The 23268-nt window shown below is 62.1% G+C and carries 23 protein-coding genes; 8 read left to right on the forward strand and 15 right to left on the reverse strand.

Annotation, left to right across the window (positions count from 1 at the left end; translation table 11 throughout):
* The first annotated feature begins 29 nt into the window (after positions 1-29).
* The 3 genes from NH195_RS07450 to NH195_RS07460 are packed head-to-tail and all read left to right on the forward strand — an operon-like array spanning position 30 to position 2439.
* Positions 30-956: a bifunctional riboflavin kinase/FAD synthetase gene (locus tag NH195_RS07450; RefSeq protein WP_066705129.1), complete on the forward strand. Its 927-nt coding sequence runs from the start codon at positions 30-32 to the stop codon at positions 954-956.
* Entirely contained in the window at positions 953-1402 is a 450-nt protein-coding gene (locus NH195_RS07455; RefSeq protein WP_066705131.1) for a YcgN family cysteine cluster protein, read from the forward strand. Before NH195_RS07450 ends, NH195_RS07455 begins: the two co-directional genes overlap by 4 nt.
* Positions 1402-2439, forward strand: coding sequence for a threonine aldolase family protein (locus NH195_RS07460; RefSeq protein WP_066705133.1), 1038 nt, complete (start codon positions 1402-1404; stop codon positions 2437-2439). The genes NH195_RS07455 and NH195_RS07460 overlap by 1 nt, the downstream gene beginning before the upstream one ends.
* Positions 2440-2477: 38 nt before the next feature.
* Here the strand turns inward: NH195_RS07460 and NH195_RS07465 are convergent, their stop codons facing one another.
* Positions 2478-3089 (reverse strand): 2-hydroxychromene-2-carboxylate isomerase, encoded by a 612-nt coding sequence (locus tag NH195_RS07465; protein WP_066705135.1) that lies wholly within the window; start codon positions 3087-3089, stop codon positions 2478-2480.
* 112 nt (positions 3090-3201) lie between these two features.
* On the opposite strand from NH195_RS07465, the gene NH195_RS07470 reads away from it, so the two are divergent.
* Complete coding sequence (locus NH195_RS07470) at positions 3202-4218, forward strand: ribose-phosphate pyrophosphokinase (RefSeq protein ID WP_066705137.1); 1017 nt, start codon at positions 3202-3204, stop codon at positions 4216-4218.
* A 72-nt stretch (positions 4219-4290) separates the two neighbouring features.
* Here the strand turns inward: NH195_RS07470 and NH195_RS07475 are convergent, their stop codons facing one another.
* The 9 genes from NH195_RS07475 to NH195_RS07515 all read right to left on the reverse strand — a co-directional run bounded on the left by NH195_RS07475 (position 4291) and on the right by NH195_RS07515 (position 12009).
* Complete coding sequence (locus tag NH195_RS07475; protein WP_066705139.1) at positions 4291-4638, reverse strand: H-type lectin domain-containing protein; 348 nt, start codon at positions 4636-4638, stop codon at positions 4291-4293.
* An 84-nt stretch (positions 4639-4722) separates the two neighbouring features.
* Entirely contained in the window at positions 4723-5076 is a 354-nt protein-coding gene (locus NH195_RS07480) for a hypothetical protein (RefSeq protein WP_066705140.1), read from the reverse strand.
* A gap of 69 nt (positions 5077-5145) precedes the next feature.
* Positions 5146-5553, reverse strand: a complete 408-nt coding sequence (atpC, locus tag NH195_RS07485; protein WP_066705142.1) for an ATP synthase F1 subunit epsilon — start codon at positions 5551-5553, stop codon at positions 5146-5148.
* 24 nt (positions 5554-5577) lie between these two features.
* The gene (atpD, locus tag NH195_RS07490; protein WP_066705145.1) at positions 5578-7008 is read right to left on the reverse strand and encodes a F0F1 ATP synthase subunit beta; all 1431 of its coding nucleotides are present in this window, start codon (positions 7006-7008) and stop codon (positions 5578-5580) included.
* Between the two features lie 98 nt (positions 7009-7106).
* On the reverse strand, positions 7107-7823 hold the full coding sequence (locus NH195_RS07495) for a hypothetical protein (protein ID WP_066705147.1): 717 nt from the start codon (positions 7821-7823) through the stop codon (positions 7107-7109).
* Between the two features lie 49 nt (positions 7824-7872).
* Entirely contained in the window at positions 7873-8745 is an 873-nt protein-coding gene (locus tag NH195_RS07500; RefSeq protein ID WP_066705149.1) for a F0F1 ATP synthase subunit gamma, read from the reverse strand.
* A gap of 17 nt (positions 8746-8762) precedes the next feature.
* Entirely contained in the window at positions 8763-10301 is a 1539-nt protein-coding gene (gene atpA / locus NH195_RS07505) for a F0F1 ATP synthase subunit alpha (protein WP_066705151.1), read from the reverse strand.
* Positions 10301-10861 (reverse strand): F0F1 ATP synthase subunit delta, encoded by a 561-nt coding sequence (locus NH195_RS07510; protein WP_066705153.1) that lies wholly within the window; start codon positions 10859-10861, stop codon positions 10301-10303. Before NH195_RS07510 ends, atpA begins: the two co-directional genes overlap by 1 nt.
* A 398-nt stretch (positions 10862-11259) precedes the next feature.
* Positions 11260-12009 carry a class I SAM-dependent methyltransferase gene (locus NH195_RS07515; protein WP_066705155.1) on the reverse strand — a complete coding sequence of 250 codons (750 nt, stop codon included), beginning with the start codon at positions 12007-12009 and terminating at the stop codon, positions 11260-11262.
* Between the two features lie 70 nt (positions 12010-12079).
* On the opposite strand from NH195_RS07515, the gene gloB reads away from it, so the two are divergent.
* From gloB to NH195_RS07530, 3 genes are all read left to right on the forward strand, one after another.
* The gene (gene gloB / locus NH195_RS07520; RefSeq protein ID WP_066705157.1) at positions 12080-12868 is read left to right on the forward strand and encodes a hydroxyacylglutathione hydrolase; all 789 of its coding nucleotides are present in this window, start codon (positions 12080-12082) and stop codon (positions 12866-12868) included.
* Between the two features lie 235 nt (positions 12869-13103).
* A complete protein-coding gene (gene clpA / locus NH195_RS07525) occupies positions 13104-15437 on the forward strand; it encodes an ATP-dependent Clp protease ATP-binding subunit ClpA (RefSeq protein WP_066705159.1) in 2334 nt (777 codons plus the stop codon).
* 80 nt (positions 15438-15517) lie between these two features.
* Positions 15518-16495 (forward strand): M23 family metallopeptidase, encoded by a 978-nt coding sequence (locus NH195_RS07530; RefSeq protein WP_066705280.1) that lies wholly within the window; start codon positions 15518-15520, stop codon positions 16493-16495.
* A 3-nt stretch (positions 16496-16498) separates the two neighbouring features.
* Here NH195_RS07530 and NH195_RS07535 read toward each other — a convergent pair whose 3' ends face one another.
* The 3 genes from NH195_RS07535 to NH195_RS07545 all read right to left on the reverse strand — a co-directional run bounded on the left by NH195_RS07535 (position 16499) and on the right by NH195_RS07545 (position 19969).
* The gene (locus NH195_RS07535; RefSeq protein ID WP_066705161.1) at positions 16499-18121 is read right to left on the reverse strand and encodes a peptidoglycan -binding protein; all 1623 of its coding nucleotides are present in this window, start codon (positions 18119-18121) and stop codon (positions 16499-16501) included.
* A 3-nt stretch (positions 18122-18124) separates the two neighbouring features.
* A complete protein-coding gene (locus tag NH195_RS07540; RefSeq protein WP_066705163.1) occupies positions 18125-19297 on the reverse strand; it encodes a biopolymer transporter ExbB in 1173 nt (390 codons plus the stop codon).
* A gap of 87 nt (positions 19298-19384) precedes the next feature.
* The gene (locus tag NH195_RS07545; protein ID WP_066705165.1) at positions 19385-19969 is read right to left on the reverse strand and encodes a gamma-glutamylcyclotransferase; all 585 of its coding nucleotides are present in this window, start codon (positions 19967-19969) and stop codon (positions 19385-19387) included.
* Positions 19970-20047: 78 nt separating this feature from the next.
* Here NH195_RS07545 and NH195_RS07550 point away from each other — a divergent pair, with 78 nt between their 5' ends.
* The gene (locus NH195_RS07550) at positions 20048-21049 is read left to right on the forward strand and encodes a DUF2125 domain-containing protein (RefSeq protein WP_066705168.1); all 1002 of its coding nucleotides are present in this window, start codon (positions 20048-20050) and stop codon (positions 21047-21049) included.
* Between the two features lie 117 nt (positions 21050-21166).
* Here NH195_RS07550 and NH195_RS07555 read toward each other — a convergent pair whose 3' ends face one another.
* Positions 21167-22114: a prephenate/arogenate dehydrogenase family protein gene (locus NH195_RS07555; RefSeq protein ID WP_274377271.1), complete on the reverse strand. Its 948-nt coding sequence runs from the start codon at positions 22112-22114 to the stop codon at positions 21167-21169.
* Entirely contained in the window at positions 22107-23201 is a 1095-nt protein-coding gene (gene hisC / locus NH195_RS07560) for a histidinol-phosphate transaminase (RefSeq protein WP_066705169.1), read from the reverse strand. The genes NH195_RS07555 and hisC overlap by 8 nt, the downstream gene beginning before the upstream one ends.
* Positions 23202-23268: the final 67 nt, after the last annotated feature.

Consider the following 23268-nt stretch of genomic DNA (forward strand, 5'->3'; position numbering starts at 1 on the left):
GACGCGGGGGCTGCCTCGCGAGGAGCCCCATGCAGATCTACACGCACTGGACCGACATTCCCGACGAGGCCAAAGGCTGTTCCGCGGCCATTGGCAATTTCGACGGCGTCCATCGTGGCCACCGCCATGTGATCGACCTTGCCCGCGCCCATGGCCCGCTGGGCATCGTCACCTTCGAACCGCATCCGCGTGAATTTTTCGCCCCCGGCGCCCCGCCCTTCCGCCTGATGAACGCCGAGTCGAAAGCCAACCGTCTGGCGAAACTCGGTGTCGAACGCCTGTTCCAACTGCCCTTCAACGCCGATCTCGCCGCCAAGACGCCAGAGCAATTCGCCCGCGAGATCCTGGTCGAGGGGCTGGGCCTCAAACATGTGGTGGTCGGCGCGGATTTCTGTTTCGGCGCGAAACGCGCGGGCACGGTCGAAGAGCTGAAATGTTTCGGTGCGCAGATGGGGTTCGAGGTCACCGTGGCCGAGCTTCTGAAAACCGACAGCGGCGTATCCTCCTCCTCGGCGATCCGCGCCGCGCTGGCCGAAGGAGATCCCCGCCGCGCGCAAGAGATGCTGGGCCACTGGCACCGCATCGAGGGCAAGGTGAACCATGGCGACAAGCGCGGCCGCGACCTCGGCTTTCCAACGGCGAACATGTCGATCGACGGGCTGCACGCGCCGAAATTCGGCGTCTATGCCGTGCTCGTCGATGTGCTCACCGGCCCGCACAAGGGCCATTACCAGGGCGCGGCCTCACTCGGTGTCAAACCGACCTTTGGTGCGAACCTGCCCTGTCTCGAGACCTTCATCTTTGATTTCAAAGGCGATCTTTACGACGAACATCTCTCCATCGCCTTCGTGGATTATCTCCGTCCCGAGCTGGTGTTCACGGGCCTCGATCCCCTGATCGAGCAGATGAACGCCGATTGCGATCAGGCGCGGGAGATCCTCGGGGCGCTGGAATGAGCAAGCGCCCCCGGTTCTGGGAAACCGTTCCGCTCGCCAAGATGACCGAAGACGAGTGGGAAGCGCTTTGCGACGGCTGCGGCAAATGTTGCCTCAACAAGATCGAAGACGCGGACACCGGCGAGGTGTTCCTGACCCGCGTCGCCTGTCGCCTTCTGGACGATTATTCCTGCCAATGCGGGCAATACGAAATTCGCAAACGTCTCGTCCCAGAGTGCATTCAACTCACCCCCGAGAACATCGCCGATCACGCCTATTGGATGCCCGCCACCTGTGCCTATCGGCTGTTGTGGCAGGGACGCACCCTGCCCGACTGGCACCCGCTTCTGACCGGCGATCCGGAGAGCGTTCATGCCGCAGGCATTTCCGTCCGCGGCATGACCGTGCCGGAGTTTGAGGTCGACGAGGAGGATTGGGAGGACCATATCATCGAGGAGCCCAACTGATGTTTTTCGGATCCGACAACACCTCCGGCGTGCACCCCAAACTCATGGAAGCGCTGGCGAAGGCCAATGACGGCTATGCCGCGCCCTATGCGAATGACCTTTGGACGGCCGAGCTGACCGAGCGGCTGCGCGACATGTTTCAGGCCCCCGATGCGCTGGTCTATCCGATGACCTCCGGCACGGGGACCAACGCCGCGCTTCTGGCCGCAATGACCCCGCCCTGGGGCATCATCTATTGCCACAAGACCGCGCATATCGAGGTCGACGAGCGCAATTCCGTGCCGTTCTATTCGGGCGGGGCCAAGCTCAAACTCATGACAGGCGAAGGCAGCCGGATGACCCCGGAGGAGCTGCGCCAAGCGGTGATCAACGACAGCTCCAAGGACGATGTGCACGCCAGCCCGCCCGCCGCCGTCTCGCTGACCAACCTCACCGAGTTTGGCGAGTTCTACCGCCCGGCCGACATCGCGGCCCTTGCAGAGGCCTCCCGCCTGCCGCTGCATTTCGATGGCGCGCGGTTTGCCAATGCCATGGCGGCCAGTGGTGCCACTCCTTGGGAAATGACCCGCGAACTGGCGACACTGTCGCTGGGGGCGACGAAAACCGGGGCGATGGGGGCCGAGGCCGCCGTTTTGTTTGACCCGAGTTACAAAGAGGCGTTCGAGAGCCAGCGCATGCGCGGTGGGCATAACCTGTCGAAAGCGCGCTATATTTCGGCGCAGATGCTGGCGTGGCTCGAAGGTGATCTCTGGCTTGAGCTGGCGACGCAGGCCAATGCTATGGGTGCGCGTCTGGCGCAGGGTATTTCGGAAATCGGCGGCGAACTGGCTTACAAGGTCGAGGGCAATCTGGTCTTCGCCCGCCTGCCCCGCAAGATGCATGTGAAAGCCAAGGCCAAGGGTGCGGTCTATAACATGTGGGGGCCGGGCACCGCGCTCACCGGCGATCCGGACGCGCCGCTTCTGGCGCGTTTCGTGGCAAGCTGGTCCACGACCGAGGCCGATGTCGATGCGCTTCTGGCTGCGTTGAGCGACTGAATGAGGGCGGGTTTCCCCACCCCTCTGCGCCCTGCGCCTCAGAGCGTCCCGAGATAGTCGTCCAACATCTCCAAACGATCCTGCCCCCAGAACCGCTCGTCCGTGTCGGTAACGATGAAGAAGGGGGAGCCGAACACCCCCGCCGTCATCGCGTCTTCGAGATTGCGTGGGTAAAGCTCCGCCCCTGTCAGCATACCGGTCATCGACAGCATCGGATCGAAGCCCGCGTCTTTCAGCGCCGCGGTGATGACCGCATCCTCGGAAATGTCCTTGTCATCGCGCCACATTGCAGCGGACAAGCCGTTCACCAGTTTGCCGAGATCGCCTTCGCTTCCATTGCGCACCGCCTCCTGCGCCGCGATCAGCGCATAGGAGGCCGGGGCCACATTCGTCGGCCAGAAGGGGGGCGTGAGGTTCATCGGCAGACCGGATTTTGCCTTGAAGCGCTTCAGCTCCTGCATCCGGTAGACCTTGCGGCCCTCGGGACGTTCGGAGGGGCGTGGCGCTCCGAGACGATCAAACGCCGTCAGCAGATCGAAGGGCTTGTACGTGACAGTCGCCCCATGTTTTTCCGCGATCTTTTCGAGCCGTCCGTCCGAGAGATAGATCCACGCAGACAAAAATGAAAAATAATAGTCGATATGTGCCATTTGCTCTCTCCCGGCGCCGCATGATGTTTGCAAGAAGCTAGCGGGGTGGTAAGCGGTGTCAACGTTACGATTCCGTGACGGCCAGGCCGAAAATCACCCCGGGAAAGCTGCTATGCCCATGACTCACGAGCCCAAACTCATCGCCGGTAATGCCAACCGCACCCTCGCCAATGCCATCGCGCGCCGCCTCTCCATGCATCGCGGCATGTCGATCGACCTCTGCGACGCGCGTGTCGAGCGGTTCAACGATGGCGAGATCTTCGTCGAGGTCTACGAAAACGTGCGCGGCGAGGACATGTTCGTCGTTCAGCCGACCTCAAACCCGGCGAACGACAATCTCATGGAGCTTCTGATCATCACCGACGCGCTGCGCCGCTCGTCTGCCGGTCGCATCACCGCCGTGGTGCCCTATTTCGGCTATGCCCGTCAGGACCGCCGCACCAAGGCGCGCACACCGATCTCCGCGAAACTCGTCGCCAATATGATGGTCGAAGCGGGCATCGAACGCGTTCTCACCCTCGATCTGCACGCGACGCAGATCCAGGGCTTCTTCGACATCCCGGTGGACAACCTCTACGCCTCGCCGGTCTTCGCCCTCGACATCAAGCACAATTTCAAGGACGGCATGGACGACATCATGATCGTCTCCCCGGACGTCGGCGGCGTGGCCCGCGCCCGTGAGCTTGCCAAGCGGATCGACGCGCCGCTGTCCATCGTCGACAAGCGCCGCGAGAAACCCGGTGAGGTCGCCGAGATGACCGTCATCGGCAACGTCGAAGGCAAGAAATGCATCATCGTGGATGACCTTGTCGACACCGCCGGCACGCTCTGCAAGGCCGCCGATCTTCTGATGGATCACGGCGCCGCCGAAGTGCACGCCTATATTTCCCATGGCGTTCTCTCCGGCCCGGCGGTCGAACGCGTGACCAATTCGCGCCTGTCCTCGCTGGTGATCACCGACTCGATCGAGGCCAATGATTCGGTCGCCAAGTGCAAGAACATCCGCGTGGTCCCCACCGCGCCGCTGTTCGCACAGGCGATCATCAACACCTGGAACGGTACTTCCGTGTCCTCTCTCTTCGAAGACAAGACGCTGATCCCGCTCTACGAGGGCGTGTATCACCCGTAACTCCGGTGTCATGGTCACGAGAAAGGCGCGCAGGACCTCCTGACGCGCCTTTTTTCATGCCGGATCGGTCGATCAGAGGTCCCAGTCGTCCTCATGGCGCACCGCCCCGAAGGCGGTCCAGTCGGCGCGCACACGGGCGATCTTGGTATCCCCCCAGGTGCGAAAGACGATGACGAAACCGTCCTCCGTGACCATCTCGGCGGAGATGTCGACGCGGTGATTGGTCGAATGGTCGATGTCCAGCATCGACAGGCTCACCTGCACCAGGGGCGGTCGCATGAAAGCCTCGTCGAATTCCACGACCCGTCGCAGCTCGCGCGGGCCCTTGCCGGTCCACATGGCTCCGCCGTCCTGGAAATCGGAAAAAAGCACAAAGGATCCCTGCGTGATCCCGAGCTGATGGCTGTCAATTCTCAACATCGGTCTTTTTGATCTTGTCCCCCGCGCTCAGACTGCCTCGAAACGCCCAGGAAAGGAAAGAGGGAAAAGTCGCCCCTGCCCTTGCTAAAACTGCGGTTTCCCAGCGTGTTTGGCGCGAATTCTGGCGATGATTGCGGGGCTTTCGATGCGGGACAGCTCTTTTTCCGCCTCATGTGCAAGGTCGATGCCATGGGTCGCACAAAGCGAAGCGAGCGTCACCATGACCCCACCGATTTCCTGTGGCGCATCGCCTTGAGGGCGGGAAAACACATAATCGACCAGTTCGTGGGCAAACGTCCGGCTCGCCCCCAGCGATTGCACCAGTTCCAGCGCTTCTTCCAGAAACCGTCGGTTGCGCTCTGCCGCATCCATCGCGATCTCTTCGCCGAAACAGGTCAGCACCCAGTCATGCACCGCATCTTGAAATTTCTTGTCCATCAAACCATCCCTTCAAACAAAAAGGCCCCGCATCGCGCAGGGCCTTTCCAATTCCGTATCGACATCCAATCAGAGATTGGTGTGGAACCCGAGGTCCTCGGCGATGTGCACGAGATCGGCGAGGAAGGAATGCGTTTCCGCCTGTTCTTCCTGCGTCGCCTTGTTGTGCTCGGCGCGGGCCTGCGTGATCATCTCGTTGACGATCTCCTGGGACATTTCCCCGCGCGGCAAAGCCACCTCGGCCAGCACGGAAATATGTTCGGGAGACAGCTCGGCGAAACCGCCGGTCACGATGAACTCCAGCTCGCCCTCCGGCCCGATCGCGATCAGGCGACCGGGGCGCAGGGTGAGGATGGTGGGCTCATGGCCCGCCATCGCAGTCAGACGACCTTCGGAACCCGGGATCTGGACCTGCTCCACAGTCAGAGACGCAAGTTTGCGCTCGGGAGAGACGAGATCGAATTGGACTGTAGCCATAATCGGCCTCCTTCCGGGTTACTGTTAAGCGGCTTCCGCAGCGAGTTTTTCGGCGCGTGCCAGCACTTCGTTGATGCCGCCAACCATGTAGAAGGCCGCTTCCGGCAGGTGGTCGTACTCGCCGGCCACAACCGCCTTGAAGGACGAGATCGTGTCTTCGAGCGGAACCTGCACACCGTCGGAGCCGGTAAATACTTTCGCCACGTCGAACGGCTGGGAAAGGAAACGCTGGATTTTCCGGGCGCGGGCCACGGTCAGCTTATCTTCTTCCGACAGTTCGTCCATGCCGAGGATGGCGATGATGTCCTGCAGCGACTTGTAGCGCTGGAGGATACCCTGCACGTCACGGGCCACCTGGTAGTGTTCTTCGCCGACGATCTGCGGGTCGAGGATCCGGGACGAGGAGTCCAGCGGGTCCACAGCCGGGTAGATCCCGAGCTCGGAGATCGCACGGTTGAGAACGGTGGTTGCGTCCAAGTGGGCAAAGGTCGTGGCCGGTGCCGGGTCGGTAAGGTCGTCGGCGGGCACGTACACAGCCTGGATCGAGGTGATCGAGCCGTTCTTGGTGGAGGTGATGCGTTCCTGCATCGCACCCATGTCGGTGGCCAGCGTCGGCTGGTAGCCCACAGCGGAGGGGATACGGCCGAGAAGTGCGGACACCTCGGAACCGGCCTGCGTGAAGCGGAAGATGTTGTCCACAAAGAACAGAACGTCGGTGCCGGACTGGTCACGGAACTGCTCAGCCAGCGTCAGACCGGTCAGAGCGACGCGGGCACGGGCCCCCGGAGGCTCGTTCATCTGACCGTAAACCAGAGCCACTTGCGACTCGGAGAGGTTGTCCGGCTTGATCACGTTGGATTCGATCATCTCGTGGTAAAGGTCGTTGCCTTCACGGGTCCGCTCGCCAACACCGGCGAACACGGAGAAGCCCGAGTGCACTTTCGCGATGTTGTTGATCAGTTCCATGATGAGAACGGTTTTGCCCACGCCGGCACCGCCGAAGAGACCGATCTTACCGCCTTTGGAGTAAGGCGCGAGAAGGTCGATCACCTTGATGCCGGTGACGAGGATCTCGGTGTCGGTCGCCTGCTCGGAGAATTCCGGAGCTTCGGCGTGGATCGGACGGCGTTCGGTGGCTTCGACCGGACCTTTTTCATCGACCGGCTCGCCGACGACGTTGAGGATACGACCAAGGGTCGCATTGCCGACCGGAATGGTGATCGGGCCACCGGTGTCGGTCACGAGCTGACCGCGCACGAGACCTTCGGTCGCGTCCATGGCGATGGTACGCACGGTGTTCTCGCCGAGGTGCTGAGCCACTTCGAGGATCAGACGGTTGCCATTGTTGTCGGTCTCAAGCGCGTTGAGAATTTCAGGAAGCGCGTCTTCGAACTGCACGTCGACAACGGCGCCAATCACCTGAGTGATCTTGCCTTTCGATCCAAGTTGAACCATTGTGTGTTCCTTTGTTTCTTTCCAAATTGCCAGCGATAGCTTTGTGGCACCTGTGATTGATTACGGCACGGTCACGCGCCGCACGTGAGACTTGAGAGCTAAGTTATATCATACCAGCCGCCAGGGATTTGCACCTCTCCGGTTGTACAGAACAGCTTACGCCCGGGGTAGATTTTCGAGTACTTCCCGAGGAACGCTTTCCTGCATTGCCGAAACGACTTCCCACGTGCGGCATTGCCGTCGTGCCGCAGGTGGAAATCAATCGCATACGCGCTTCCACCGGCAAGCTCCGCCATCGAACAGAGGTCCGCCCCGTAGTAATGGAACCCGGACAGATCGTAGGACGAGAACACCGGGCTCTCGCGCTTCGTGACGATGAAACATTCGTCCAGCGACTCGACGCGCCCCGGCATCTCGCCATGCCGACGGTCCTTGCCGTATTTGTCCGTGATGCGCAGGATCTGGTGACGGGATTGCCCGTTGTCCTGCCGCCACGCACAGCCCGCGACACCTGCGACCAGCCAACGCGGGTCATGCTGTTCCAGCTCTTCGAGCGCCTCGACGAGACGATCGAAACCGTGGTCGATGAGGACGATGTCCTCATGGCAGTAGATGATATACTTGCCACGACATTCGCCATACAGCCGCTTGTGCCAGTTGTAGCCGTCGAACTCGTTGCGCGCCCGGTTGTCGGCAACCAGAAACTCCGAGTTCTCAGTGGTGAACCCAAACTCTGCGAAGGACGTCAGGAGGTTGTCGTACCGCGCCATGTCACGCACCAACGAGCACACGGAGAACGTGTACTCATGGTCCATTTCAGGCTCAAAATATCGCGGTACGACAGACAATCCCTACTCCACCCATCTAGAGCGCTTCAGCGCCCGAAATGATTTCGATCAGCTCGTTGGTGATCACGGCCTGACGCGAACGGTTGTACTCGATCGTCAGCTTGTCGATCATGTCGCCCGCGTTGCGCGTCGCGTTGTCCATGGCGGACATCCGAGCGCCCTGTTCGGAGGCGGCATTCTCGAGCAGAGCCGAGAAGATCTGCGTGGCCACACCGCGCGGCAGAAGATCGGCAAGGATGCCTTCCTCGGAGGGCTCGTAATCGTAGAGCGCGCTCACCGCACCCTCTTCGACTTCGTAAGCCGCCGGGATGATCTGCTGGGCGGTCGGAACCTGCGTCACGACGTTCTCGAACTTCGCGTAGAAGATCGTCGCCACGTCGAACTCGCCCGCGTCGAATTTCGCCAGAAGATCCTTTGCGATCTCCTGTGCGTTGACGTAGCCGACTTTCTTGACCTCGGTGAGGTCCACGTGACCGACGAACAGGTCCGCATAATCCCGCTTGAGCTGCTCACGGCCTTTCTTGCCGACGGTGAGAATTTTCACCGTCTTGCCAGCCGCCAGAAGCTCCTTGATGCGGGTGCGCGCCAGCTTCACGATATTCGTGTTGAAGCCGCCGCACAGACCCTTCTCGGACGTCATGACGACGAGCATCTGCACATCGTCCTTGCCGGTCCCGGCGAGAAGCCGGGGCGCGGTATCGGAGCCACCGACCGATGCCGACAGCGCACCCAGCACAGCGTTGAACCGCTCTGCATAGGGGCGCGAGGCCTCGGCCGCATCCTGTGCCCGCCGCAGTTTCGCGGCGGCCACCATCTGCATGGCCTTGGTGATCTTGCGGGTCGATTTGACCGACGAGATCCTGTTTTTGAGATCCTTGAGGCTGGGCATCTAAGCGTCCTTCAGGATTAAGCGTAGGTTTTGGCGAATTCGTCCAGAACCGCTTTGAGTTTGTCGGCCGGCTCGCCTTTGATCTTCGGATCCTCAACGGTGATCCAGTCGAGCACGTCTTTCTTCTGGTTGCGCAGGAATTCGAGAAGTTTGGCTTCGTATTTGCCCACTTCCGACACCGGGATGCTGTCCAGGTAGCCGTTGGTGCCCGCGAAGATGACGCAGACGATTTCGGCGTTGGTCAGCGGCGCGTATTGTGGCTGTTTCATCAGCTCGGTCAGACGCGCACCACGGTTCAGAAGTTTCTGAGTTGCGGCGTCCAGATCGGAGCCGAACTGAGCGAAGGCGGCCATCTCACGGTACTGAGCAAGCGACAGTTTCACCGGGCCAGCCACGGAGGACATGGCTTTGGTCTGAGCCGAGGAGCCCACGCGGGACACGGAGAGACCGGTGTTCACAGCCGGGCGGATACCCTGGTAGAACAGTTCGGTTTCGAGGAAGATCTGACCGTCGGTGATGGAGATCACGTTGGTCGGAATGAACGCGGACACGTCACCGCCCTGGGTTTCGATGATCGGCAGAGCCGTCAGCGAGCCAGCGCCGAAATCTTCGTTCAGCTTCGCGGAACGTTCCAGCAGGCGCGAGTGGAGGTAGAACACGTCACCCGGGTAAGCTTCACGCCCCGGCGGACGGCGAAGCAGCAGGGACATCTGACGGTAGGACACGGCTTGTTTCGACAGGTCATCGTAGATGATCAGGGCGTGACGGCCATTGTCGCGGAAGTACTCGGCCATCGCGGTCGCGGTGTAGGGCGCGAGGTACTGCATCGGCGCCGGGTCGGACGCGGTGGCAGCCACGATGGTGGTGTATTCGATCGCACCGGTTTCCTCGAGCTTCTTGACGAGCTGAGCCACGGTGGAACGCTTCTGACCGACAGCGACGTAGATGCAGTAGAGTTTCTTGCTCTCGTCGTCGCCAGCCGCCTCGTTGTAGGACTTCTGGTTCAGGATCGCGTCGAGCGCCACGGCGGTTTTACCGGTCTGACGGTCACCGATGATCAGCTCACGCTGGCCACGACCGATCGGGATCATGGCGTCGACGGATTTGAGGCCGGTGGCCATCGGTTCGTGCACGGATTTACGCGGGATGATGCCCGGCGCCTTGACGTCGGCGATGCGACGCTCGGAAGCGGCGATGGCGCCTTTGCCGTCGATCGGGTTGCCGAGACCGTCGACCACGCGGCCGAGAAGCGCGTCGCCGGCGGGCACGTCCACGATGGACTTGGTGCGCTTGACGGTGTCGCCTTCCTTGATGTCACGGTCGGAGCCGAAGATCACGACACCGACGTTGTCGGCCTCGAGGTTGAGCGCCATGCCCATGATCCCGCCCGGGAACTCGACCATTTCACCGGCCTGGACGTTGTCGAGGCCGTACACACGTGCGATCCCGTCACCGACGGAGAGCACGCGGCCCACTTCAGCGACTTCGGCCTCCTGGCCGAAGTTTTTAATCTGCTCCTTAAGGATCGCAGAAATTTCAGCTGCCTGGATTCCCATTATCCGACCTCTTTCATTGCATTCTGGAGGGAGTTGAGCTTGGAGGCGATCGAGGTGTCGATCATCTTCGAGCCCACCTTAACGACAAGACCGCCGATGATGGCTTCATCCACGGTCGCATTGATGTTCACGGTCTTGCCAAATTTCTCGGAGAGGGTCTTGGCAAGTTTGGTGGTCTGCGTCTTGGTCAACGCCTTGGCGGAAGTCACCTCGGCGGTCACTTCGCCGCGCGCCTCGGCCAGCAGATCGCCAAGCTTGGCGACGAGCTGCGGCAGGACGAACAGACGGCGGTTTTGCGCCATCAGCCCGAGCGTGCCGGTGACGATGCCGGAGAGACCGGCCTTTGCGGCAATCGCCTTGATCGCGGCTTCAAGCTCTTCGCGGGTATAGACCGGCGAAGTGATCAAAGCCTTGAGATCGTCGCTCTCGGCGAGCGCGGAAGACAGCGTCGCCACGTCCCCCTCGAGCGCCGCGATGGCATTGCTTTCCTTGGCCAGTTCAAAAACGGCCGTTGCGTAACGGACGGCGATGCCGCCGGAGATCGAAGCTGGTTCGGACACGTCCACCCTTCCGATGTCTTAGGGCCCGTCCCCGGTCGCCCCTTGCGGGATCTCGTGTCGGGAATGAGCAGCTTGATTGACCCGCGCAGCACACGCAGGCAACAAAATCAGCGTGGATGTAGCAGAGCCCAGACCATGCCGCAACCTTGTTACGACAGTTTAGCGCCAACACTGGCAAACTTGCTTTGTTTGGATTTCAGCGGCTTAGGCGGAAACCACCGCCGGGGCGCAAAAAAATTTCACACAGGATACGGAAGGCCTTCACGGATTCGTGCGATTCCCCTCTCCGCGCCCCATTTTCGCCGCCTTGGGACGGTTGCCCGACAGCCTCGAAAATCCGTAACCGACGGGCGGAATTCACGGCAATATGGTGCCGTTTCCGTTCTTTGCTGCGGGCGTCACACCGGCTTCGCCTCAGGCACCGGGCGGAGCCCTTCGAGCACCCCTGCCTTGCGCCGCACCGCCTCGGGCGTGCCCGACCCGGTCTGGGCGTAAACCTGTTTCGAGGCTTCGACCACAAGAACCCCACCGGCAAGCGCCGTCGGCATCTGCCGACCGATCCGCTCCCAAAGCGGCCCCCAGCGTTTCCAGAACCGTTTGTGCGACGGCGGCTGGAACAGCACAGCCGCATGGCGTTCCGGCACGAACCGCGCGCGCCGGAGCTGAATTTCGAGCTGTCCCATGCTGTAGGGCCGCCCATAACCGAATGGCGTACTGTCAGACCGCGACCAGAGCCCGCCCCGGTTCGGCACCACGAAGAGCACCTTGCCCCCCGGTCCCAGCACCCGCCAGCATTCCTCAAGCAGAGCATCCGGTGCATCCGACATCTCAAGCCCGTGCATCACCACGAGCTTGTCCACGAACCCGGTCTGGATCGGCCAGCGCGTCTCAGGACACAGCGCCGAAACATTCGGCAGGCCCGCAGGCCAGTGCATCACGCCCTGCTGATCCGGCATCAGCCCCACGACGCGGCGGGCATCGTCGAGAAACGGGCGCAACAGCGGCACGGCAAAGCCAAACCCCGCCACGGTCTGGCGTTCGGCATTGGGCCAGAACTCCACGACCTGATCGCGGATCGCCCGCTGCGCGGCGCGGCCGAGCCCGGTGCGGTAATAGAAATTTCTCAGCTCAACGACGTCGAGATGCATTGCATTCCCTTGGACTTCCCAGAATGCTGGGCTTCACGGTTACCATAACCGCAAGACACCGGAGAATGCCATGCCAGAGATTACGCCGAAATCCGCCCTCGAGATCGTCACCGTCGCGGCCCTCTCCGACAATTACGATTTCCTCGTCCACGATCCGGTGAGCGGGCGCACGGCGCTGGTCGATGCCGCCGATCCCGCCCCGATTCTCGATGCCTTGTCCGAGCGCGGCTGGACCCTCGACGAGATCTGGCTCACCCATCACCATTGGGACCACATAGATGGCGCCGCGGGCGTGTTCGAGGCCACGGGGGCCACCCTCACCGGTGCGAAAGCCGATCAGCATCGCCTGCCGCCGCTCACCCGTGTGATCGAGCCGGGGCAGAGTTTTGACTTCGCGGGGCATGAGGTCCAGATCCTGGGCGCGGATGGTCACACCGTCGGCCATATCGCCTATTACATCCCCGACGCGAAGGCGCTGTTCTCCGCCGACAGTCTGATGGCTCTGGGCTGTGGCCGATTGTTCGAGGGCACGCCGGAGCAGATGTGGGGGACGCTCTCGCGCTTCGCCGCCCTGCCCGGGGACACCATGGTCTACTCGGGTCATGAATATACCGCCTCGAACGCCCGTTTCGCGCGCACCGTCGAGCCCGACAACACCGCGCTGCAAAATCGTGCCAAAGCCATCGAAGAGGCACGCGCCAAAGGAGAGGCCACCGTACCCTCCGCGCTGTCGCTGGAACTGGCGACCAATCCGTTCCTGCGTGCGGGCCTTACCCCGGTGAAACAGGCGCTCGGCATGGCAGAGGCCTCCGATGTCGCGGTGTTCACAGAGATCCGCGCGCGCAAGGACCGCTTCTGACACCCGGCCTGCCCCCTTGTTTTCCTGTCAAGTCATCATAGATGGTTTTTAACGAATGAGGGGAACATTCGGCCCAAACCGCACAAAACTTGGCGCCTCCGAAAAATTTACCGGCGTTAACCACTTTTTTCCTTGAAGCTCGGACGTATCAATCGAACTTTAAGAGTATGAGGCCACGGTAGGGTGCGGGGCCAGTCCCCCTCCAGACCCCGAATGCGAAGGAGCACAGAACGACGTGCCGTCATTTTCGAACACCCTTGAGCAAGCCATCCACGCAGCTCTGGCGCTGGCCAATGCCCGCCGCCACGAACTCGCCACCCTGGAACACCTACTGCTGGCGCTGATCGACGAACCCGACGCGGCCCGCGTCATGCAGGCCTGCAACGTCGATCTCGAGGAGCTTCGGAAAACCCTTCTGGATTATATCGAAGACGATCTTTCGACGCTCGTCACCGATGTCGAAGGGTCCGAAGCGGTCCCGACCGCCTCTTTCCAGCGCGTGATCCAGCGTGCCGCGATCCATGTCCAATCCTCTGGTCGCACCGAAGTGACCGGGGCAAACGTGCTCGTCGCGATCTTTGCCGAACGCGAATCCAACGCCGCCTATTTCCTGCAAGAACAGGACATGACGCGCTATGACGCGGTGAATTTCATCGCCCATGGTGTGGCCAAAGACCCGGCCTTTGGCGAACAGCGCCCGATCACCGGCGCCGACCAGAATGAGGAAGAGGCCCAGACGCAACAGGCCCAGCCCGCGAGCGAGGACAAGGAATCGGCGCTGGCGAAATACTGCGTCGATCTGAACAAGAAATCCATGAAAGGCGATGTCGATCCGCTGATCGGTCGCGCCGAAGAGGTCGAACGCTGCATTCAGGTGCTCTGCCGTCGCCGTAAGAACAACCCGCTTCTGGTGGGCGATCCGGGCGTGGGCAAAACCGCCATTGCCGAAGGTCTCGCCAAGAAAATCGTCGATGGCGAAACCCCGGAGGTTCTGGCCCATTCCACGATCTACTCGCTCGACATGGGCGCGCTTCTGGCCGGAACCCGGTATCGCGGCGATTTCGAGGAGCGCCTGAAAGCCGTGGTCAAAGAGCTCGAAGATCACCCGGACGCGATTCTCTTCATCGACGAGATTCACACCGTGATCGGCGCCGGTGCCACATCCGGCGGCGCGATGGATGCGTCCAACCTGCTGAAACCGGCTTTGCAAGGCGGCAAACTGCGCTGCATGGGCTCGACGACCTACAAGGAGTTCCGCCAGCATTTCGAGAAGGACCGCGCCCTGTCCCGTCGGTTCCAGAAAATCGACGTCAACGAGCCGTCTGTGGACGATGCCGTGAAAATCCTTCAGGGTCTCAAGCCCTATTTCGAGGAGCATCACGACATCCGCTACACCCATGATGCGATCAAGACCGCCGTGGAACTGTCCGCGCGCTACATCCACGACCGCAAACTGCCCGACAAGGCGATCGACGTGATCGACGAGGCCGGGGCCGCGCAACATCTCGTGGCCGAAAGCAAGCGCCGCAAAACGATCTCCCCGAAAGAGATCGAAGCGGTGGTGGCCAAGATCGCCCGCATCCCGCCGAAGAACGTCTCCAAAGACGACGCCGAGGTGCTCAAGGATCTCGAAGCGACGCTCAAACGTGTGGTCTTCGGTCAGGACAAGGCCATCGAAACCCTGGCCTCCGCGATCAAACTGGCCCGCGCCGGTCTGCGCGAGCCGGAGAAACCGATCGGCAACTATCTCTTCGCGGGTCCGACCGGCGTGGGGAAAACCGAAGTCGCAAAACAGCTCGCCGACACTCTGGGCGTGGAGCTTCTGCGCTTCGACATGTCGGAATACATGGAGAAACATGCCGTCTCCCGTCTGATCGGCGCGCCTCCGGGCTATGTCGGTTTCGATCAGGGCGGTCTTTTGACCGACAGCGTGGACCAGCACCCGCATTGCGTGCTCCTGCTCGACGAAATCGAAAAGGCGCACCCGGATGTCTACAACATCCTGTTGCAGGTAATGGACAACGGCAAACTGACCGATCACAACGGCCGCACCGTCGATTTCCGCAACGTGATCCTGATCATGACCTCCAACGCCGGGGCGACCGAGCAGGCGAAAGAGGCCATCGGTTTTGGTCGCGACCGTCGCGAGGGCGAAGACACCGCCGCCATCGAGCGAACGTTCACGCCGGAGTTTCGCAACCGTCTGGATGCGGTGGTCTCCTTCGGTCCGCTGCCGAAAGAGGTCATCCTGCAGGTCGTCGAGAAATTCGTGCTGCAACTCGAGGCCCAGCTCATGGACCGCAACGTGCACATCGAACTGACCCGCCCGGCCGCCGAATGGCTCGCCGACAAAGGCTATGACGACAAGATGGGCGCACGTCCGCTGGGCCGCGTCATCCAAGAATATATCAAGAAACCGTTGGCCGAAGAACTTCTGTTCGGCAAGCTCGCGAAGGGTGGCGTGGTCAAGATCGGCGTCAAGGATGGCAACATTGACCTGATCATCGAGGAACCCGGCGCCCCGCGCATCGGGCGTTCGAAGAAACCGCCTCTGCTGACCGCGGAATAAGCCTTTGAAAAGCCCCGTCCCTTGACGGGGCTTTTTCTTCACGCAACGGTGCCCCGAACGATCCCCAACCGATGTCTGTCATGCGTGCCCTGATTGCCCCCCTGGTTCTTGCCCCTCTCCTCGCCACCCCGGCCCTCGCCCGTGACCCGGTGCTCGCCCCGCCCATCGACTGTGTGTTGGGCCAGTCCTGTTACATCCAGAATTACGTCGATGCCGATCCCGGCCCCGGTGCCGCCGATTTCACCTGCGGCACGCTGAGTTACGACGGTCACAAGGGCACGGATTTCGCCCTCCCCGTCACCCTCGACATGTGGCAGGGCGTCGATGTCCTCGCCTCCGCCCCCGGCACGGTGAAGGCCATTCGCGACGGCATGGAGGATGTTCCCCAAGGCAGCGAGGGGGCGCCCGACGTCACCGGCAAGGAATGCGGCAATGGTGTGGTGATCGACCATGGCGACGGCTGGAGCACGCAATATTGCCACATGATGAACGGCACCATCGCGGTTCAGCAAGGTCAGCGTGTCGGGGCTTCCACCGTTCTGGGGCAGGTCGGCCTCTCCGGCATGACCGAATTCCCTCATGTTCACCTCGCCCTGCGCCACAACGGAAAGATCATCGATCCGTTCAACCCCACCGGGCTGATATCCTGCGGCGAAGAGGCCATGTTGAACGGCACGCTCTGGGACCGCGACATGGTCTATCACGCGGGCGGCCTGCTGACACTTGGCCTCGACACCAAGGTGCCGGATTACGAGAGCGTCAAGGCGGGAACGGCGGGTAATGTCCCGCTCGGTTCCGACAGCCCCGCGCTTGTGGTTTTCGGCTTCGGCTATGGCACTTTGAAAGGCGATATTCTTCGGATGAGCATCTTTGGCCCCGAGGGCGAGGTGATCAGCCACGACGCCCTTCTCGACAAGGATCAGGCCCGCATGTTCCGCGCCGTCGGGCGCAAATCCCCGGGCGCGTGGCCCATAGGCGGCTATACCGCCACGGTGCAACTGATCCGCAAGGGCGCAGAGATCGACCGGCTGGAAGAACGCTTTCGCATTGATAAATAAGGCTTACTTCTCGGTGAGTTTCAACTCGATCCGACGGTTCTGCGCCAAAGCCTCGGGGCTGTCCCCCACCGCAATCGGCTGATATTCCCCGAAGCCCGCCGCGACGAGACGTGACGGATCAAAGCCCAGATCGTTGACCATGTAGCGCACCACGGCGAGCGCGCGCGCCTGAGACAGCTCCCAGTTGTCGCGATATTCTCCGGTCCCCGACAGCGGCGTCTTGTCGGTGTGCCCATCGACGCGAATGACCCAGTCGATCTCCGGCGGGATCTCCGCCGCCACCTCGGACAGGATGCGTGCCACCCGCGCGATCTGCGTCTTGCCCAGAGGCCCCAGCTCGGCAGAGGCCGGTTCGAACAGAATCTCGGAGGAGAACACGAACCGGTCCCCGACGATTTTCACCCCTTCACGATCGCCAAGAATTTGCCGCATCCGCCCGAAAAACTCCGAACGATAGCTCTGAAGGCTTTTCGCCTCCTCCTCCAACCGTTTGCGCTCCGCCTCTTCCAAAGCGGCCCGCGCCCGTTCTTCGGCGGCGACCTGCGCCAGAGCGGCGTTGAGCCGTTGCGTCAGGCTGTCGATCTGAACCTCGTTCTCCGTATCTGCCGCCGTGCGCACATCCAGCGTCGATTGCAGCGCCGACAATTGCTCTCGCATCTGTGCCACCTGCGCATTCAGAAGCGCCAGCTTGCGTTCGCCTTCCGCCGATTTCGCCTCTTCGTCGATCAGAGCTGCCTGTGCGGTCGCCAAAAGCGCCGCCTGTTTGTCGCGATCCGACACATCGCTGTCGAGTTCGGCCTGCAACTTGTCCCGCGCCGTGCGCGCCGCCGCCAGAAGCGTCAAAGTTTCCTCGGCCTGCTTGCGCGCCTCTTCCAAGGCCAGCGTCATCGCGGTCAGCTCATCGTCCGATCCGGCCATCCGATCCTGCAAAGCCTTCAACGCCGCCGCATCCGCCAGCCGGTCTTTCTCCGATTGAGAAAGCTGTTCCTGCGCCGCCACCAAAGCCGCCTGACGTTCGTTCGTCTCCGTCTTCAACTGCGCCACCAAAGCGTCCAGCGCCTCGCGCCGCGCCGCCGCCAAACGCGCCTCTTCCGTCGCCGCGTCGATCTCGTCGCGCGCTTTCGCCAGCGCAAGCTGCGCGGCCTCCTGATCCGTGATCAACTGCGCCTTCGCCGCCTCCAGATCCTCGATCTGCGCCGCCAGTTGCGCGCCCTCGGTCAGTGCCGCATCGCGCTCGGCCATGAGGCTCGCCACCTGCGCTTCGAACGAGGCGATCCGTCCGGTCAGCGCGGCATTCTCGCCCTGTAGCCCCTCGATGGTCGCGGCCTGTGCCTTGGCCCGGGCCTGCACATCCGACAGCGTCGCCTGCAACGTGCCGATCTGGGTCTCAAGCCCGAGACTCTTCTGTTGTTCCAGCCCAAGCGCGGTGGCCAGCGCGTTCAATTCGCCGGTCAGGGCATCAAGCTCGTGCTCCTGCCCGGAAATCTGGTCGCGCAGCATGGATTGCACCACCATAAAGATGGTCAGAACGAACATCAGCACCAGCAAAAGCGCCGTCATCGCATCGACAAACCCCGGCCAGATCGAGCCGGACATGCGATGGGAGGAGAGGCGCAGAACGGCCATGGGTTATTCGCCCAATCCACGCAGTACGCGGGTCAGCTCGGCCAGTTCGGAGCGCAGTTCGGAGACGCTTTCCTGACGCCCCGCCGAGAGTTCCTCGAGAATGCGCAGAAGTTGCACGTCAATCGAGCGTAACCGCATCCGGGCCTCGGCGTCGAACGGCTCTTCCTCTGTCGCGAACCGGCTCTCCATCACCCCGATCAACCGCTCCTGCCCCTCGGCGATCCGTCCGAGCAGAGGCGCCGCGCCGGTGTCCGCATCCATTTGCAACACCAGCCGGTCCATTGAGGAAACCAGTTGTTCCAGACGGTTGTCGACCGCGACACGGGCGGCGTCGGAGCGGGTGAACATCTCCTGCAACTGTTGCATCTGCTCGCTCATGTAATCGAGCACCGCGATCGCCCCCGACATCTCGCCCTCGCCCACATCCGAGGCAAAGCCGATGCGGGTGATGGTGGACATCCACTCTTCCAACTCGCGGTAGAACCGGTTCTGACCATGGGTCGCGAACAGTTCGAGCATACCGACAACCAGCGACCCCGCAAGCCCCAGAAGCGAAGAGGCAAAGGCCGTCCCCATACCGCCCAACTGGCTTTCGAGACCGCCCATGAGCTGGCCCAAAACATCGCTCGCGCCTTCTCCCTCAGAGGGCGACAGCGAGCGGATGGTGTCGACGAGCGCCGGAACGGTGGTGGCGAGGCCATAAAACGTCCCGAGAAGCCCGAGGAAAATCAGCAGGTTGGCAATGTAGCGCGTGATGTCGCGCGCCTCGTCGATACGGGTCGCGACCGAATCGAGGATGGAGCGCGAGGAGCTTGCCGAGATTTGCGAATGCGCGCCGCGCCCGCGCAGAAGTGCCGCCAGAGGCGCAAGAAGCCGCGGCGCCGCCTTGCCCGGCACATTCGGACGCTGGCCGGTGAAACGCTCGATCCAGTTGACCGAGGCAACCAATTGCGCCACCTGCCAGAAACACGACAGGATGCCGATGATGAACACCACGGCGATGAAGCCGTTGAGATAGAGATTGGCGAAGAACACCGGTCCAACCCGCGGCAGAGCCATGACCGATCCGGCCACGACCAGCCCGAGCACGACGATCATCAGCGTGATCTGGCGCACGGGTTGGGAAAAGAATTTCAGCTCGGCCTGACGCTTTCGCGTGTGATCGGGTTGGTCCATCGACGTCCTGACCCCTTGACGGTTCGTGCTCACGATAGGGGCTCTAAAGCCCTCTGCCAACACGCGATTTCGTGTCCGGACGTTTCCTTACGTTTTAAGCCGATGCCGGACCATCTCGGAAAGCTCTGTCAGCTCAAGATCTTCCATCCCGAGCTGGGCCAGATGCTCCGCCGTCGAGAAAAGATAGTCGCAATTCGGCCCCCGCCCGCCACAGGCCCCGGCGATCACCTCGGCCTGTCGCTCAAGGCTCAAAGGCCCGGTGTATTGCACATGTGCCGGGTCGACCACATAGGCCAGCGCCGGAACATCGCGCCCATCTGACAGGGTCAACACCACCTCGTGTTCGAGATAGGCCGAAGACACCAACTCGCGTTCCCGCAACGCATCCAGCGCCTGTTCGGCCACTTCCGGCCCAATGCGAAACGCCAGCCCGTGACAGGAGCCCCCCGCCTCCGCATCGAGCGCCAAAACCAGCCCCGGAACCTCGGGCGAGCCGCGATGGTGGATAGACCACATGCAGAAAGACCGCGCATAGCCAGTTAGAACCGCAGGAACGCGCTCGACGAACGCAAATCCCGGATTCCACATCAGGGAGCCATAGCCAAAGACCCAAAACCCTTCGCGCAGGTCCACATGCACAAGCGCGTGATCCGCCGCATCATAGGAGGACATCGCCCTCTCTCCTCTTTTCAGCTCCGCCTCCCCCCGTTAAACACGGGCCATCCGGGAAAGAAAAGACGGGACCCCAAGATGCGTAAAATGATCTGGCTCGTGCTGGCCGTGTTCATCCTTTATTCCGGCTACTGGATCATCGGCGCGCGCGGCACGGAACATGCGATTGCTGCCTGGATCGACGCCCGCGCCAGTGAGGGTTGGCAAGCCGAAACCGTCGAGGTCAAGACCCGCGGCTTCCCGGCCCGCTTCGACACCGCGATCATGGAGCCGCGTCTGGCCGATCCACGCACAGGGGTGGCGCTTTCGACACCGAAGATCGAGATCCTCAGCCAAAGCTTCCGCCCAACCCGGTTTACCCTCCATATGGCGCCGGAACTGACGCTGGCCTCCCCCTATCAGCGCCTCGACCTCACCCAGGATTCGGCGGAGGCGCAATTGTTCGTCGATCCCGGCCCGAACCTGACGCTCGATCATGCCTCCGTGGCGATCGACGGGTTGAAACTCCTGTCGACCGCGACCTGGGGCCTGACGCTCGACAGTGCGCAGGTGGCCTCTCAACGGCGCGCCGACGACGCGTTGACCCATGACATCACTCTGAATGCCCAAGGTTTCGCACCCACAGGTGGTCTGGTCGAAGATCTGGACCCCAAGGGGCTTTTGTCGGACCGCTTCGAGGAACTCGATCTCAAAATGACCGCAACTTTCGACACCCCCTGGGACATTCACGCCCTCGAAGGTCCGCGCCCGCAGCCGACCCATATCGACGTCGAGAATTTCTCGGCCCATTGGGGAGAGCTGAAACTCAAGCTCACCGGTGCCTTCGACGTCGACAAGCGCGGCTATCCCGTCGGCAAGGTGGCTGTGAAGGCGGAGAACTGGCGCGAGATGATCGAGCTGGCGATTGCCACCGGCGCGATCCCGGAGAACATGAGCAATCTGGCGCTCCGCGGCGGCGAGATGTTGGCCGGGCTGTCGGGGCGCAAGGATACGATTGACGCGGAGCTGAACCTGAAAGATGGGATGATCACGCTCGGGTTCATCCCTCTGGGGCCTGCACCGCGCATTGTCATCCGCTGAGGTTCCGCCCCTCTCGCATGAACCTGAGTGCCGCACCTCAATGAGGCAAATCATATTCCCGAAATGAAACGGCTCCCCAAAAGGGAGCCGTCGCTTTTCCGCCAACTGAGGTCGTACTCAGCCGCCTTTTTTTCCGCGTCCGAAATCCGGCGCGTCCGTGTCCTGCCCCGCCTCGATGATGCCGCGACGGATGGCGCGGGTGCGGGTGAAATAGTCATGCAGCGTGTCGCCATCGCCGGTGCGGATCGCCCGTTGCAGGGCAAAAAGCTCTTCGGTAAAACGCCCGAGAATTTCCAGCGCCGCCTCCTTGTTGGTCAGGAACACGTCGCGCCACATGGTCGGGTCGGAGGCCGCGATGCGGGTGAAATCCCGGAACCCTGCGGCGGAGAATTTGATCACCTCCTGATCGGTCACCCGGCGAAGATCGTCGGCGACACCCACCATCGTATAGGCGATCAGGTGCGGCACATGGGACACCACGGCACAGACAATGTCATGGTGCTCCGGGTCCATCCGCTCGATGTTGGCGCCAAGGGCGGACCAGAAATCCTCGAGCTTCTTGACCTCGCCCTCATCCGCGCCCTCGGGCGGCACGATCAGGCACCAACGGTTGTCGAACAGCTCGGCAAAACCAGACCGGGGCCCGGAATGCTCCGTCCCCGCCATCGGGTGGGTGCCGATGAAATGAGCACCCTCGGGGATATGCGGCATGACGGCGTCCAGCACGGATTTCTTCACCGAGCCGACATCGGTCACCACCGCGCCGGGTTTCAGCGCCGGGGCGATCTCCGCCATCACCGGCCCCATCGCGCCGACAGGCACGGCGAGCACGATCAGATCGGCGTCTTTCACCGCCTCGGTCGCGGTGTCGCAAACCCGGTCCACTAGGCCGATCTCGCGCGCCGTGTCACGCGTGGCCTGAGAACGGGCATAGCCCGTGATCTCGCCCGCCACGCCCGCGCGACGCATCGCCAAGGACATCGAGCCCGCGATCAGGCCCAGCCCGATCAGTGCGACACGGTTGTAGATCACCCCGGACGCAGCTTCAGACACAGTTTCAGACACCGGCCTGTTCCCCTTTGAACTGACCGATCACATGGGCAACACGGCGGCAAGAGGCCTCGTCGCCAACGGTGATCCGCAGGCAGTTCGGAAGACCATAGCCTCCGACCCGACGCACGATGATGCCCTGAGATTTCAGGAACTCGTCACAGGCCTCCGCCTCCGCCTGATCGGTGAACCGTGCCAGGACAAAGTTCGCACAGGAGGTGTCGGACGGAATGCCCAGCTCCATCAGCGCCTCGGCAAGCCAGGCCCGCAGCCGGGTGTTGTCCTCGCGGCATTTTTCCACCCAGTCGCGGTCTTTGACGGCGGCTTCGGCCGCGGCCAGTTGCGCCTCCGAGAGGTTGAACGGCCCGCGCACACGGTTCAGCACGTCGATGATGTCCTTGGGACCGTAGCCCCAGCCGACACGCACCCCGCCCAGACCGTAGATCTTGGAAAAGGTCCGCGTCATCACCACATTGTCGCGCGCCTCGACCAGTGCCGCCCCCCCGTCGAAGCCCTCGACGAACTCGGCATAGGCACCATCGAGCACCAGAAGCACCTGCGGCGGCAGGTTGGCAGCGAGATGCGCGATGTCGCGCTGGCCGATCATCGTACCTGTCGGGTTCGCCGGGTTGGCGATGAACACAAGCCTCGTGCGCTCGGTGCAGGCTTCGAGAATGGCGTCCACATCCACAACGCGCTCGCGCTCGGGCACGCAGACCGGCGTCGCCCCTGCGGCACGCGCGGAGATTTTATACATGGAAAAGCCGTGCTCGGTGTAGATCACCTCATCGCCCACACCGGCGTAGGCCTGGCAGAGGAAGTGGATGATCTCGTCCGAGCCGACACCACAGATGATGCGCTCCGGGTCGAGCCCGTGCACATCGCCGATCGCCTTGCGCAGACTGCTGTGGTCGGTGTTCGGATAACGATGGAGGGTGTGAACCGCCTTGGCAAAGGCTGCCTTCGCGCTTTCCGGCGCGCCGAACGGGTTTTCGTTCGACGACAGCTTGATCACATTTTCGACGCCCTGCACATGGCTCGCCCCGCTCTGATACAGAGCGATGTCGAGGATGCCGGGTTGCGGTTCGATCAAACGGGTCATGGGTCCACTCGCTTAGAATTTACCCGCTCCTCTTAGCGCCGCGTGCCGGACTTTGCCAGCGGCATGA

This window comes from Celeribacter ethanolicus (genome assembly GCF_001550095.1).
Classification (GTDB): domain Bacteria; phylum Pseudomonadota; class Alphaproteobacteria; order Rhodobacterales; family Rhodobacteraceae; genus Celeribacter; species Celeribacter ethanolicus.

Bases quoted from the DNA above. Each gene is read 5' to 3' on its own strand.
- NH195_RS07450 (WP_066705129.1), top strand. From the start codon at position 30: ATGCAGATCTACACGCACTGGACCGACATTCCCGACGAGGCCAAAGGC.
- NH195_RS07455 (WP_066705131.1), top strand. From the start codon at position 953: ATGAGCAAGCGCCCCCGGTTCTGGGAAACCGTTCCGCTCGCCAAGATG.
- NH195_RS07460 (WP_066705133.1), top strand. From the start codon at position 1,402: ATGTTTTTCGGATCCGACAACACCTCCGGCGTGCACCCCAAACTCATG.
- NH195_RS07465 (WP_066705135.1), bottom strand. From the start codon at position 3,089: ATGGCACATATCGACTATTATTTTTCATTTTTGTCTGCGTGGATCTAT.
- NH195_RS07470 (WP_066705137.1), top strand. From the start codon at position 3,202: ATGCCCATGACTCACGAGCCCAAACTCATCGCCGGTAATGCCAACCGC.
- NH195_RS07475 (WP_066705139.1), bottom strand. From the start codon at position 4,638: ATGTTGAGAATTGACAGCCATCAGCTCGGGATCACGCAGGGATCCTTT.
- NH195_RS07480 (WP_066705140.1), bottom strand. From the start codon at position 5,076: ATGGACAAGAAATTTCAAGATGCGGTGCATGACTGGGTGCTGACCTGT.
- atpC (WP_066705142.1), bottom strand. From the start codon at position 5,553: ATGGCTACAGTCCAATTCGATCTCGTCTCTCCCGAGCGCAAACTTGCG.
- atpD (WP_066705145.1), bottom strand. From the start codon at position 7,008: ATGGTTCAACTTGGATCGAAAGGCAAGATCACTCAGGTGATTGGCGCC.
- NH195_RS07495 (WP_066705147.1), bottom strand. From the start codon at position 7,823: ATGGACCATGAGTACACGTTCTCCGTGTGCTCGTTGGTGCGTGACATG.
- NH195_RS07500 (WP_066705149.1), bottom strand. From the start codon at position 8,745: ATGCCCAGCCTCAAGGATCTCAAAAACAGGATCTCGTCGGTCAAATCG.
- atpA (WP_066705151.1), bottom strand. From the start codon at position 10,301: ATGGGAATCCAGGCAGCTGAAATTTCTGCGATCCTTAAGGAGCAGATT.
- NH195_RS07515 (WP_066705155.1), bottom strand. From the start codon at position 12,009: ATGCATCTCGACGTCGTTGAGCTGAGAAATTTCTATTACCGCACCGGG.
- gloB (WP_066705157.1), top strand. From the start codon at position 12,080: ATGCCAGAGATTACGCCGAAATCCGCCCTCGAGATCGTCACCGTCGCG.
- NH195_RS07530 (WP_066705280.1), top strand. From the start codon at position 15,518: ATGCGTGCCCTGATTGCCCCCCTGGTTCTTGCCCCTCTCCTCGCCACC.
- NH195_RS07535 (WP_066705161.1), bottom strand. From the start codon at position 18,121: ATGGCCGTTCTGCGCCTCTCCTCCCATCGCATGTCCGGCTCGATCTGG.
- NH195_RS07540 (WP_066705163.1), bottom strand. From the start codon at position 19,297: ATGGACCAACCCGATCACACGCGAAAGCGTCAGGCCGAGCTGAAATTC.
- NH195_RS07545 (WP_066705165.1), bottom strand. From the start codon at position 19,969: ATGTCCTCCTATGATGCGGCGGATCACGCGCTTGTGCATGTGGACCTG.
- NH195_RS07550 (WP_066705168.1), top strand. From the start codon at position 20,048: ATGCGTAAAATGATCTGGCTCGTGCTGGCCGTGTTCATCCTTTATTCC.
- hisC (WP_066705169.1), bottom strand. From the start codon at position 23,201: ATGACCCGTTTGATCGAACCGCAACCCGGCATCCTCGACATCGCTCTG.